General features: G+C 30.7%; 15 protein-coding genes. 3 read left to right on the forward strand and 12 right to left on the reverse strand.

The window, feature by feature from the left end; translation table 11 throughout:
* The first annotated feature begins 3 nt into the window (after positions 1-3).
* Positions 4-483, forward strand: coding sequence for an S-ribosylhomocysteine lyase (locus BUA92_RS19525; RefSeq protein ID WP_021803300.1), 480 nt, complete (start codon positions 4-6; stop codon positions 481-483).
* A gap of 70 nt (positions 484-553) precedes the next feature.
* On the opposite strand, the gene BUA92_RS19530 is transcribed toward BUA92_RS19525, so the two are convergent.
* Positions 554-1,006, reverse strand: a complete 453-nt coding sequence (locus BUA92_RS19530) for a DUF134 domain-containing protein (protein ID WP_073022345.1) — start codon at positions 1,004-1,006, stop codon at positions 554-556.
* Positions 1,007-1,082: 76 nt separating this feature from the next.
* A complete protein-coding gene (locus BUA92_RS19535; protein ID WP_073022346.1) occupies positions 1,083-1,739 on the reverse strand; it encodes a 4Fe-4S binding protein in 657 nt (218 codons plus the stop codon).
* Positions 1,740-1,971: 232 nt separating this feature from the next.
* Between BUA92_RS19535 and BUA92_RS19540 the strand changes: the two genes are divergently transcribed.
* A complete protein-coding gene (locus BUA92_RS19540) occupies positions 1,972-2,328 on the forward strand; it encodes a NifB/NifX family molybdenum-iron cluster-binding protein (RefSeq protein WP_021803303.1) in 357 nt (118 codons plus the stop codon).
* Between the two features lie 124 nt (positions 2,329-2,452).
* Here BUA92_RS19540 and BUA92_RS19545 read toward each other — a convergent pair whose 3' ends face one another.
* The 7 genes from BUA92_RS19545 to BUA92_RS19575 form a co-directional block, all read right to left on the reverse strand.
* Positions 2,453-3,298, reverse strand: coding sequence for a Cof-type HAD-IIB family hydrolase (locus tag BUA92_RS19545; RefSeq protein ID WP_073022347.1), 846 nt, complete (start codon positions 3,296-3,298; stop codon positions 2,453-2,455).
* A 104-nt stretch (positions 3,299-3,402) separates the two neighbouring features.
* A complete protein-coding gene (locus BUA92_RS19550; RefSeq protein WP_073022348.1) occupies positions 3,403-4,695 on the reverse strand; it encodes an NAD(P)H-dependent oxidoreductase in 1,293 nt (430 codons plus the stop codon).
* 164 nt (positions 4,696-4,859) lie between these two features.
* The gene (locus tag BUA92_RS19555) at positions 4,860-5,813 is read right to left on the reverse strand and encodes a sugar-binding transcriptional regulator (RefSeq protein ID WP_073022349.1); all 954 of its coding nucleotides are present in this window, start codon (positions 5,811-5,813) and stop codon (positions 4,860-4,862) included.
* A gap of 174 nt (positions 5,814-5,987) precedes the next feature.
* Positions 5,988-6,344 (reverse strand): PTS glucitol/sorbitol transporter subunit IIA, encoded by a 357-nt coding sequence (locus tag BUA92_RS19560; protein WP_073022350.1) that lies wholly within the window; start codon positions 6,342-6,344, stop codon positions 5,988-5,990.
* Between the two features lie 48 nt (positions 6,345-6,392).
* Positions 6,393-7,388: a PTS glucitol/sorbitol transporter subunit IIB gene (gene srlE / locus BUA92_RS19565; RefSeq protein ID WP_073022351.1), complete on the reverse strand. Its 996-nt coding sequence runs from the start codon at positions 7,386-7,388 to the stop codon at positions 6,393-6,395.
* 23 nt (positions 7,389-7,411) lie between these two features.
* Positions 7,412-7,960, reverse strand: coding sequence for a PTS glucitol/sorbitol transporter subunit IIC (gene srlA / locus BUA92_RS19570; RefSeq protein WP_073022401.1), 549 nt, complete (start codon positions 7,958-7,960; stop codon positions 7,412-7,414).
* A 35-nt stretch (positions 7,961-7,995) separates the two neighbouring features.
* Positions 7,996-8,376 carry a transcriptional regulator GutM gene (locus tag BUA92_RS19575; RefSeq protein WP_073022352.1) on the reverse strand — a complete coding sequence of 127 codons (381 nt, stop codon included), beginning with the start codon at positions 8,374-8,376 and terminating at the stop codon, positions 7,996-7,998.
* A 638-nt stretch (positions 8,377-9,014) separates the two neighbouring features.
* Here BUA92_RS19575 and BUA92_RS19580 point away from each other — a divergent pair.
* Positions 9,015-10,058, forward strand: coding sequence for a LacI family DNA-binding transcriptional regulator (locus BUA92_RS19580; protein ID WP_073022353.1), 1,044 nt, complete (start codon positions 9,015-9,017; stop codon positions 10,056-10,058).
* Positions 10,059-10,113: 55 nt separating this feature from the next.
* On the opposite strand, the gene BUA92_RS19585 is transcribed toward BUA92_RS19580, so the two are convergent.
* From BUA92_RS19585 to BUA92_RS19595, 3 genes are all read right to left on the reverse strand, one after another.
* Positions 10,114-11,493 carry a 6-phospho-beta-glucosidase gene (locus BUA92_RS19585; RefSeq protein ID WP_073022354.1) on the reverse strand — a complete coding sequence of 460 codons (1,380 nt, stop codon included), beginning with the start codon at positions 11,491-11,493 and terminating at the stop codon, positions 10,114-10,116.
* Between the two features lie 141 nt (positions 11,494-11,634).
* On the reverse strand, positions 11,635-12,417 hold the full coding sequence (locus BUA92_RS19590; RefSeq protein ID WP_073022355.1) for a MurR/RpiR family transcriptional regulator: 783 nt from the start codon (positions 12,415-12,417) through the stop codon (positions 11,635-11,637).
* A 75-nt stretch (positions 12,418-12,492) separates the two neighbouring features.
* Positions 12,493-12,960: a hypothetical protein gene (locus tag BUA92_RS19595; RefSeq protein WP_073022356.1), complete on the reverse strand. Its 468-nt coding sequence runs from the start codon at positions 12,958-12,960 to the stop codon at positions 12,493-12,495.
* Positions 12,961-13,151 lie beyond the last annotated feature (191 nt).

A 13,151-nucleotide genomic window follows, 5' to 3' on the forward strand; every position in this document is an offset into this window, starting at 1 on the left:
ATAATGGAAAAAATCGCAAGTTTTACAATTAATCATTTAGAATTACATCCTGGAGTATATGTTTCAAGAAAAGACAATGTAGGTGGAAGTGTTATAACTACTTTTGATATCAGAATGACAAGACCTAATTTTGAACCAGTTATGAATACAGCTGAAATGCATGCTATCGAACATTTAGGTGCCACATATTTAAGAAATCATGCTGATTTTGGATCAAAAATTGTTTATTTTGGTCCTATGGGCTGTAGAACAGGTTTTTATCTACTACTAAATGGAGATTATGCTTCAAAAGACATAGTTGATTTATTAACTGGTTTATATAAATTTATTGCAGATTTTGAGGGCGAAATTCCTGGAGCATCTGCTAGAGATTGTGGAAACTACCTAGATATGAATCTACCTATGGCTAAATATTTAGGAAAGAAGTTCCTTAATGAAGTTCTTTTAAATATTAGTGACAAGAACTTAAACTATCCAGAATAATATCATTTAAATAAAGAGTAGTAATAGGCTTAAATTCTATTACTACTCTTTCTATTAAGTTTGATAGACCTTAAATAGTTTCTTCACAGCATTTTTTGCAAGTATCCATCTTTTTTATACATGAAACTTTTTCTGACTTACAGTTAGGACAATTAAACTTATCTTCACTACAATTGATCTCATAATTATTCCCACAATCAAAACACTTATACTTGCAAGCCTTTCTAATATAGTTTCCTCCACTTATTTTTATTGCCTTACCTTCTATTAAAGCCATAGCCACCTTCTTTCTTGCATTATTTATAATATTTTGAAAGGTGGGTCTAGATATCTGCATTTTTTCAGCACATTCTTCTTGACTTAAATTCTCAATATCCTTTAATCTCATTGCTTCAAGTTCTTCTATTTTTAAAATAATTTCCTCAACTTCTGATTTAGCTCTACACTTCATTTTTTTACATGGTGCAAAGTAATCATCTTCTGGAAAAAACTCTACAGCTCTATGCTTTGTTGGTCTAACCATCATTTACCCCCTCAAGATACTAGATGTTTGTTAACTTAATTATATATAACTACATATAAATCTTCAAATATATAAACTATTTTATAGTAATTTTATTATATCCTATTGCTTTTTTAGGACATACGTTAACACACTGACCACACTGTATACAATCTGGATGACTTAGCATATCATCTTTATAATCATAGGGAACCAATCCTAACGGACACTTCTTCTCACATAACTTACAAGATACACAAGAAGCTGATACCTGTAATACATTTTTGCTTTTTCTAAATTTAGATATAATCGAGGCCAAAGTTCCCATAGGACAGAAATTACACCAAGTTCTATGATTATATCTTAAAGACAATACTATTCCTATTATTGTTGTTATAAAAATAATCCTATAAAACACCATTCCAATCCCATATAAATTACCCCAACTTTTTTTAATCCCTAGAGTAAACATAGTCATCATAATTATAAAGACTAAAGCTCTAAAGTAATAAGACTTTAAAAATTTAGGTGCCTTTTTCTTATTACTAAATTTTGAAACTACATTATCATAAAAATTCCCCCTTGGGCACAAATTACCACACCAATATCTCCCTCTAAATACAGAAACAATCCCAGGTGCAATCATGCAAATAGCTGCTATAACAGCAAACCTTAAATCCACTAAACCTACTATAAAAAATACTATCAACACTATAAACGAATATTTTTTCCACCAGTTAAAGATGCCTTTCATTTATTACCCCCACTTATTACATTTTCTTATATTTTATAAAATATAAACATTTATTTCTGTGATTTAATTACTTATCCACATCAAATACAAATAAATATTTTTCATATTTTACCTTATTTTCAAATCATTATTGACATATGCCACTAACAAGTTTAATATAATTATTAATGGCATATGACAATAACTTTTTTTGTTTTGTGTATTTTATTAAAATTTTATGGAGGTATATTTTATGAAAATAGCATTACCATCTCGTAATAACTCTATCGATGACCATTTTGGTCACTGTGAGTATTACACTATCTTTACTATCAATAATGAAACTAAAGAAATACTCTCTTCTGAGATTCTACAGTCTCCTAAAGGTTGTGGTTGTAAATCAAACATTTCTACAACACTTTCTGATATGGGTGTTGAAGTTCTACTTGCTGGTAACATGGGTGAAGGCGCATTAAAAACTTTAAACAATGCAGGAATAGAAGTTTTACGTGGTTGCTCTGGAAATGTACAAGACGTTGCTCAAAAGTGGCTCCATGGATCTCTAATTGATTCTTCTGAATTATGCCACAATCATGATTGCCAAAGCTAACAAAAAAACATTAAACTTAAATATATTAAAAAGAGTAGCACTGGACTAAATAAATTCCATTACTACTCTTTACATTTTACAACTCTATAAATAAATATTTAATAACTTTATATCTAAAAGTCTACTAAATTAATCCAAGTTTTTTGAAACTATTATAAATACCACCTTCATCGTGAGTATCTGTAATTTCATCAGCAATTTCTTTTAAACCTGGTTTTGCATTTCCCATTGCAATCCCTAAATTACAAAACTCAAACATTTCTACATCATTCATTCCATCCCCAAAAGCTATGGTATCTTTAACATCAATATTTAAATGCTCTAAAAGAGTTTCGATGGCGGTTGCCTTATGCACCTCTGGAACTCCAAGCTCTCCACTATCATCTCCAAAAATTGGAACTGTACAATGAATAACTTCAAACTCATTTTTAAATTCATCTCTAATCTGTTCAAAAGTAATCCCTTTAGGTTCTAAGAAACAAGCTTTATTAACATCATTCCTATATAAATCTTGTCCACTAATTAATGCTTCAATAAAATGATTTGGATTATTTTCTTTTTTATGTTTCGCAGTTGTGTCACTTTCTATATCTCCATAAATAAGTCTTTCTAACTCTGGAATTAAATTTTCACTTGCATATAATCCACCATTAGATTCAATATAAAAATCCACTTTATGTTCTGTAAAAAAGTCAACTAAGTGCTTAACATTCTCTTCACTAACTTTTTTATGATAAAGCATTTCTTCACCAATCTCTACAAAACCACCACCAGCTCCGATTATTCCATCAAAGCCTATTTCAATTATAAAGTCATAAATTTCTGCTTTTGAACGTCCTGTACATAGATAAACTACATGTCCATTTTTTCTTGCTTCTTTTATAGCTACAGCCGCAGATTCAGGTACTAAACCTTCATCATTACACAAAGTTCCATCAACATCTATAAATATCATCTTTCTATCTGTCATAAACCCACCTCATAATTATAAGAATTTTTAAGTACATTATATTATAATTATAAAGCATAAAAGGACTTGTTGTTTTCTAAAAATGAAAGATAATTTCTATTTACCTAATTAAACATCTTGTCTTGAAGCTTTCTTAATTGAAGTAGTAGTGAATCTTCATTTAATTCAACCATATCATAAGTGATTAAATCACCTTTTTTAACATCTTTTTTCAATACAGTATCTCTACTTACCAAGCCTACTGGAAGTAGATTTAAATCCTTAGCAACTTCTGCTCTTTCAAGTGTACCGTAAACTGTATATCCACCTATTCCATCTAAGTTTTGTCCAGCTTTAAGATCCTTCTTTGCAACTGTTACTACTTCTGAAACTAACCCTTTTATTGGTGCAATTGTTGCTTTATGGTCTAATACTGCCATAGCCGCTGATAAAGGTGTTTCTAAACTACATAAGTGATATGGTCTATATAATACATAGTTTGGACCAGGTCCCATACTTAAGTATTGCATCTCATGATTAACTTCTGGTAATGGACTGCTTACTATTACAAATACTCCTGGAGCTATACCATCAACATAATCAACAACTCCGTATTTATCTAGTATTCCACCTTCTTCTTTTAATGAGAACTTAGCTGGAAGTTCAGATACTTGTCCTGAAATCCCATGTGCTCCTCTAACATCAGGGATAAATCCTGTTGAGTTAGACATAAGAGCCATTTCAACCATAGTTTTACTTCCTTCTTTGAAGGCTGCTAACATGTGAGGACTAACCCCTCTTCTTGTAGCTTCTTCTCTTACTGTATCTGGATTACAGTCTAAATCAACCTTGTTGTTTTTACCCTTTCCTACAACTCTTACTTCAAATCCCATGGCTACAGCAAAATCATATAATTCCTTAACAGCACCTGGTTCATCTCCAGCTGCACCAGTGTATACTACTCCAGCATTATCAGCTAATTTTTTAAGTATTGGTCCTATTACGCAGTCAGCTTCTGCATTAAGCATAACAATGTGTTTTTTATTTGTTATTGTATCTAAAGCAATCTTAGCTCCTACTTCTGTTACCCCAGTAGCATCTATAACAACTTGTACAGCTTTTGACTTAGTAACAAAATCAATACTACTAGCAATAACATATTTTCCTTCTTTTGCCCAGGCATCTGCTGCTTCTTGTGTTTCAGCTTGTAGTATGTCCTTTTCTTCTATTCCAGCATAAAGAAGAGCCTTTTTAGCATTTTCTATGTTAATATCAACTACTATTGAAGGCTTCATTCCTTTCATAAGAATCATTTGACTAACCATACCTCTTCCCATTTGACCAGTACCTATTACCCCCGTACAAATGAATTCACCTTTTTTTTCTAATTCCTCAAGTTTGTAATTTAATCCTAACATATCTTTCCCTCCTATTTTTACTTTTACATATGTTCAGTTCTTTTATTTTTGTTCACAAAGATTATATTGCCTTTTCTTTTATAAGTCAACCTATTTTAAATAAATAAAAAAATCTTATCGAATTTATATTTGTACAAACATAAATTCAATAAGATTTTTTAAAATTAAAACTGGTCGTAAATAGCTTTCGCATTACTATAATTAGTTACAAGAACATTTATAAACTTTCCATTTAAAGCCCCTACAATTGCTTCTATTTTCTCTTCTCCCCCAGCAACTCCAATAACAGTTGGTATTTTTTTTATATTATCTAGTTCCACTCCTATAACTCTGTTATTAAACTCGAATTCATCAGACTGTCCATTAATATCATAAAACTGAAGACATATATCACCAGCAGCGCCCTGCTTTTTGAATACTTTTAAATCATCAACATCAAAATATCCACTGCTCATCATTGTAGATTTATCCGTTATCGGTGAACCAATACCAACAATAGCTATATCAACTTTTTTACCCATTTCTAGTATATTCTCTAAACTTTCTTCCTTCAAAAAAGTATTTCTTATTTCTCCGTTAGATACAACAGCTGGTGCATGCAAAAGTTTAAAATCCCCTCTAAAAGCTCTCGCTAAATCCATAACCACATGGTTTGGGTGAATTTCAATCTGAGTTTGACCTACTCCCCCTATAAGTGGTATTAAGGTTAAATTTAACTTACTATTTGGCTCTATGTACTTTCCAATATTTTTTATTGTCGTTCCCATAGACACTCCTATGTTGTCATCCATCTTCACTATTCTTTTCAAATATTCTGCACATGCTTTTGCAAGATTTTTCTTTTGAGCATCATCATCTTTATCATCATCAACTATTATAACTTCTCTTAAACTATACTTTTTCTCAATATTTCTTTCTAAAATCCCATAATTATTTTCAATAGGATTTACTATTTCTATCTTTACAACACCTGATTTTCTTCCTTCATCTAAAAGCCTAGATATAGTAGGTCTTGAAACTCCAAGTATAGTGGCTATTTCATTTTGAGTAAGGTTTTCTTCATAATATAACTTACAACACTTGATCATTAAATTTGCTTCACCAACAAACTTTTTCATTATTTTTGTCTCCTCCAAAATATTTTGAAATATATTACACTAAGTTTATAATACATTAACTCTGACCAATGTTCAACGCCTTTCTTTTTGTTCATATAGATTCGATCATAAAAAAATCTTACCAAAGTCATATCTATATACATATGACTCTGATAAGATTAATTTTATTTAAACTTAGTTAATTACTATCATATCCCCTATCTTCATATTAGGTCTACCTGGTCCTTCTAACTCAATTTGCCCTGGTAAGTCAACCTGATCTTTGCCAGAAAATCTAAAGGTACAGTGGCCTAATTCCCTTAATGTATGAAGCGCTTCATAACCTACAGCAGTAACAGTATATACTTGATCTCCTAACAAAATACTGTCTCCAACCGCTATTTCTTCTTGAAATTCACTAATAGTATGCAAAAATGATATCTCAGCTAATTCTTCTGGTGCATTATCATTAAATATAATTAGACTATCATTTTCCTCCAATAACTCAAAAGCCAATTCTCCAATCCCTGTAATTTTAGAACGGTATTTCATAGTATCTCCCCCATCTTTCAATTTGCATAGTTATTAATCTTTATATATTTAATATAAACCAATTCCAATGAAGTATGCTATAACAACAGATAACGGCCCTGTAACTATTCTTGAAAATAATATAGCAGGAACACCAACTTCAATAGTTTCTGGGCTTGCTTCTGCTAAACTAAGCCCTACTGGTATAAAGTCACATCCAACTTGCGGATTTATTGCAAATAATGCTGGTAGTGCATATTGTGGTGGTATGCTTCCTTGTCCTATTTGTACCCCAATTAACACACCTACTACTTGTGCAATAACTGCTCCTGGTCCTAACAAAGGTGATAATATTGGAATTGAACATACTAATGAAAGTATTAGTAAACCTGGCAACGAACCCACATAAGGTGATATAGTATTTGCAATAATATCACCAATACCAGATTTTAATATAATACCAATTATTAAACTAACAAAAGCCATAAATGGCAGTACATTCTTAATAACTGAATCAATAGATTCTCTACCTGCCTGATAGAATTTTCCTACAACCTCACCAACACCTTTACCAAGTCTAACAAAGAAGTTTTCCTTTTGATATTTAGCTGCACTAGCTTTTACCTCTTGATAATACTTCTTTCTATCTTCACTTGATTCTGGAAGTGATGTTTCAGTTGGCTTTTCTTCTACAGTTCCATTATATAATTGAATACAGTTTTCTTTAACGTCAGATACATAAATGTCTTCTTTAATATATTTTGCTAAGGGGCCTGCTTGCCCAACAGCCATAACATTTACAGTGTATACTCCTTTTTTAGGATACACTCCACATCTTGCCGTACCTCCACAGTCAACAACAACTACAGCTATTTGATCATCAGGAACTCCTGTTAAAAATCCATTTACTACTTCCCCATTAGTTAATTCAGCTATTTTATAAGCAATAGGGTGAATACTTTGTCCTGTCACACTTACAATTTTATTTCTTTTTTCAGTAGGCTCTATAATTAATGGGCCACCCCATCCACTTGTTCCTTTTGTTATCTTTACAGCTTTATACATAACCTTTCCCCCCTTCTTATATACTAAACGTTTTCTGTAATGGCAATTTTATTTGAAGACTCTCTCTTCATCATGATATTAGTAATTTTTTCAGTTAAAATTCCTCTAATAAATATAACTATTATACCAACTAAAAAGTATCTAACTGCTAATTGAGGAAGCGGTAATCCTAAAGTTGTTAACCCTTGAGCTATTCCCATATAAACAAATAATTCTGAAGCATTTGCATGAGGAAATAAGCCAACAACAGGATGTACAAATGAAACGGTAGCGTCATAAAATGCTGGTTTATACTTTTCATCTACAAATCTGCCAAAAGTGTAGCACATTGGATTAGTTAAAAAGAACACAGCTAAAATAGGAAAAATTGTATATCTTGTAATTACATTTTTTGTACATAGTTTAGCAAAACTATTTACTCTCTCTTCACCTATTATTTTTATAATTGCATTAACTCCAGTCATAAGTACTATAAGAGTTGGTAGAATTCCAGTTACTAAACCTAAAAAGTTTTCTCCTCCCTTATTAAATAGACCTATAAAACCTTGTGCTAAATTAGACAAAACATCCAACATAAAAATTCTCCTTTCAATATAATTTTTTGATATTAATTGATTGATAATTTTATCTTACTTAAAGAATTTTCTATACTGTCAACGGCACTTATTAAAGCAATATTTTTTCCGTCCTTCTCAGCGATTTCTTTTCTTAAGGTAAATATATCCTTACCTTGAATTCCTCTAAGTTCCTTAAACCTAGCAAAAATAGTCATACCATGCATTTCCTTCCCAGTAATAATATCACCAACCTCATTACTAACAAGTATAATAATTCTACCAGCTTTAAGTTTTCCTTTTTGCACTCCAATGCCTATAATACCCTTATTCTTTAAGCTCTTTACTGTTTTTTTATAGTTAACAACCTGAAGCCACGTTAAACCACCTTGTAAAATCATGAACAAAAATGCAATATAAACAAACTTTACCATAGAAACCTCCTAATATTTTTCATACTATTATTCTAATAATTTAATATCCAATTAGCTTTAACAACAAAGATTCTATTATTCCAAATTACTCCAACCTAATACTAACGTTTACAAAAACTATAAATCGATAAACCCTATTACTAATCAATATTAAACCTAGAACTTGTCCATAAATAACTTATCCATCTGAACTATTTTTAACCCTTAACTCGTTTAATTTATAATTCAATCCTAACATGTTCTCCCCCCCCCTTTAGATTTCTCTTTTACATTTGTTCACCTCTTTTATTTTTGTTCACAAAGATTATATTATCTTTAATCTTTTTAGTCAATATATTTTTCCTAGTATTATAAAAAATTTACAGTCTTTATTTTATAGCTATTAAGTTAGAATTTAGGGAAAGCATCATTGAATTATTTTACTTAATTTCTAAATATTCGGTATCATTTTTATAGTTTAGATTGTATAACTAAACATTCAGCTTGTAAATATTAAATATTCAAAAAATTTAGTAAACTTTGCTAAACAAATTATTGAATCATTGATATTTACTTCTACATTTTGTATAATTTACATAAATAATTGAAAACGTAATCTGAAAAATTATGTTTGTTATACCTTCAAGGAGGAAGACCTTATGACAAATAGAGAAATAGCTCAAAAGCTTAAAATTTCTCCAGCTTCATTATCATTAATTCTTAATAATAAACCTGGAGTTTCTGATTCTACTAGAACAAAAATTCTTACACAATTAAATGAAATGGGTTTTGGATATCTAATAAAAAAAATAACTACCGAAGTACAAAACAATAATATTGGATTTATTATTTATAAAAAACATGGTGCCATTTTAGATATTAGCCCTTTTTTTCTTGTTCTAATGGAATTTATTGAGATTCATGCTAGAAGCTATGGCTATAATATACTGCTTTCAACTATAGATGAAAGACGCTCTCTTAAACCTCAAATCGACCACATATCTGAACTTAACCTTAAAGGTGCTATTATATTTGCAACAGAAATGAATGATGAAGATATGAAAGGTTTTAAAAACCTTCAAATTCCAATAGTAGCTATTGATAATGATTTTTCTAGATTTAGCTGCAACACCGTATCAATAAACAATATTATGGGCACCTTCCAAGCCATTGAACACTTGGTAAAGATGAATCATTGCCGCATAGGTTATCTTAAAAGTAATATACGTATAAGTAGTTTTGAAGAACGTAAAAAAGGATATGAAAGCGCTTTAGAATACTTTAATCTTGCCTTTTTCTCTTCTGATATATTAGAAGTTCGTCATACAGAAGAAGGAAGCTATCAAGACATTAAAGGGTTCTTAGAAATAAATAAATCAACTAAACTTCCTTCAGCTTTTGTTTGTGAGGATGATACTATTGCTGTTGGCGCTCTTCGAGCCTTTACTGAATATGGCTATAAAATTCCAGAAGATATTTCAATTATAGGCTTTAATGACAGGAGTATATGTGAAGTTACTTCTCCACCCCTTACCACTATAAGTATACCTAAACGTACTTTTGCATTTGAAGCAGTAGATGAACTTATTCATCGTATACATAATAAGGACAAGTCCTTAGAAGTGTCTCTTTCTAGAAAAATTCGAATTGAAACAAAACTTATTCAGAGAGAGTCTGTAAGACTAATTGAAGAAAAAAAATAAGGTAAGTCATTTTGACCTACCTTACTTTCTTTATATTTTTTAATTAATAAACTAATTAATCTATGCTTCCAGCTATTTCATCTTTAACAGTTACTCCTGCTGCTTCTAATTCAGCTATCTTAGCAGCAAATTGAGGTAAGTGTTTTTTGTGAGCAATTAAAAGCTCGTCCATTACACGTTTAGCAGTTTTTCCACTTGGTATTTGTGGATTTAAGAAGAATGCTTGCATAAGTAGACCGTAGTCTCCAGTAACAGCAGCTTCACATACACAAAGTTCCATGTTCTTCATAACTTGTAACCATCCACGTTCTGCTGGTGCTAATGGTCCAAATGCTATTGGTAAAGCTCCACTTGCTGAAATATAAGCAGAAACTTCTACAACACAATCTGCTGGAAGATCTGGAACAGATCCATTATTTTGAGTAGAAACAACAATGTGTTGCTTTTTGTCACCATATATAGAAGCTATTGTTTCACAAGCAGCATCTGAATAGTGAGTACCACCACGTTTAGTTAATTGTTCTGGTTTGTAGTTTAGGTTAGGATCTTTATAAAGTTCAAATAACTCACCTTCAGTTACTTTAACTTGTTGAGCTCTAGTTCCAACTCCATTGTATTCTTCTAAACCATGTTCTAACATTTCTTCTTGTAAGTAGTAGTATCTATGATATCCACAAGGGATTAATTGCATTTGATCTATTTGTTCTCTCATGAATGCAACTGCATGGATATTCTTTGGAATTCCAGCATCTTCACTGTACATTTTATCAATGATTTCTGCAGTAACATTTTTACCATTGTTATCGAAAACTTTATGCCAATGGAAATGGTTTAATCCTGCAAATTTGTAAGTTAAATCATCTAATGTTTTACCTATCATTCCTGGTTCATTCATCATAGCTCCAACTGGTACGTTACAAAGTCCTATAACCTTATCCCATTTACCATATCTAACTACAGCTTCAGTTACCATTCCACTTGGATTTGTAAAGTTAACTAACCAAGCATTAGGGCAAAGTTCTTTCATATCTTCAACTATATCTAAAATTACAGGGATTGTTCTTAGAGCTTTAAATATACCACCTGCTCCATTTGTTTCTTGTCCTAATAATCCATGAGAGAAAGGAATTCTTTCATCTTTTATACGAGCGTTTAATAAACCAACTCTGAATTGAGTAGTAACGAAATCAGCATCTTTTAATGCTTCTCTTCTATCTAAAGTTAAGTGAACTTTTACATCATATGGTGATGCATCCCACATACGTTGAGCCATAGCACCAACGATTTCTAATTTTTCTTTTCCTGCTTCTACGTCAACTAACCAAATTTCTCTTATTGGTAGTTCATCAAATCTCTTTATAAAACCCTCCATTAATTCTGGAGTGTAACTGCTGCCTCCACCGATTGTAACAATTTTAACTGGCTTCTTATCCATTGCTAATCCTCCTTAAATCTTAAGTGATCTATACCTTTACAATATATTAAATCTTGTCTCACTTCAATATTATTTCATTTTGTGAAACAAGTTTCAGATAAAGAAATTTACAATGTATAAACGTCCATATTATAGTACTATTTATGTATTATTTAAATTCCCATTTACATGCTCATAATATTTTAGAGCAATAAGTTTTGCATAACACTCAAGTATTAGAGAAGATTCTAACATATTATTGTTTGGTAGAGCAATAACATGATCAATATAAGAAGGCTTCTTTATACTTGAGGTTGTTATCAAATATATTTTAGGTGCATTACTTTTGTTAAAAAACTCTTCATTTTGAAATATTCGTGAAAAATATGTACCTGAAGAAGAAAAAGCTATAATAAGGTTTTCTTCTGTTGCCTCTTCGATATATTTTTTTTGAGCCATAAAAGGGATACGAGTATCAACCATTTTTCCACTTGAAAATAACTCATGTTGCATTGATATTGCTATGCTACCTGATTGCATATGTCCAAACATAGCAACTTTTTTATATTTAAAAATATCCTCAATTAAGTTACTCAAAAGATAACCATCTAGGTTTTCATTTAATAACTTCATTGAACTTATAGCCTGATTTATAAAATAAGAATGGCTATTTTCATGTCCTACAACAAGCCCATACTTCTCTTCTAAATCGGATTTCCTGTCTTGAAACATATATTTCAACTCATAAAAGCTATCTACTCCAATTTTCTTACAGAACCTACTTATTGTCGCTTTTGAAACATTGCATCCCTCTGCAATACTACTAGTTGAAAAAGACTTAAAGCTGCTTGTATTATTTAATAGATAGTGAGCTATCTTGTAATTTACAGAATCCTCTTCTTCAGTATTTATGACATTTAATAATAAAAGAATAATACTTGGCATGTATCTACACCTCCCTAACTATAGTATCATATTTTTTTTAGAAAGTATGTGATTTACAAATTAAGAAAAGGTATCTTAATAACCCTTATTGTTTCTTGCTAAATACACTTCATTTTTGCCCTCTTCAGTTACGCTATTAAAATAGTGCCTAATAGCTATATCAATTATAGTATTCATATGAATATCTACATCGTCACTCAGTCCTTTAAGCTGATTGAGCATCTTAACAGTTGATCTTCTCATCATATAGGTTCGTTTAATTTCAAACTCTTCCCCATCTACTGCTGGGGTTCTTCTTTTAGTTCCTCCTCTTATTATTTTTCTAGTTTTATCAACTTTTTCTCCTTCTTGTTCATTTATTAAAATAGTTTTTTTATCAATATTAGAATATATCTTATCATAAACAGAGCTTATAAGTTCCCTAACCACTTCACCATCAATTTCGTCGCCTTCTTGCATCTCTATATTTATAATGTTTTTTTCATCCTCTTCTTTTGATAGATCTTCAAGTTCTTTTCCTTCTAACTTTATCTTCTCAGCCATAAAAATCACCTCTTAATTAAATAATATTCTTAATTAAGATAAAAATTCTTTTTTTAAATGGTTTTCTGGTTAACTGGTTTTCCATTTAACTGTTTTTCTGTTTAACTGGTTAACTGGTTAAACTCTTAATTGGTTTTCTTCTTAACCAGTTAACTGGTTATTAATTTTATATATTAGAAAAAGCTCAAGAA

The organism is Clostridium intestinale DSM 6191 (genome assembly GCF_900130055.1).
In the GTDB taxonomy this organism is placed as follows: domain Bacteria; phylum Bacillota; class Clostridia; order Clostridiales; family Clostridiaceae; genus Clostridium_T; species Clostridium_T intestinale.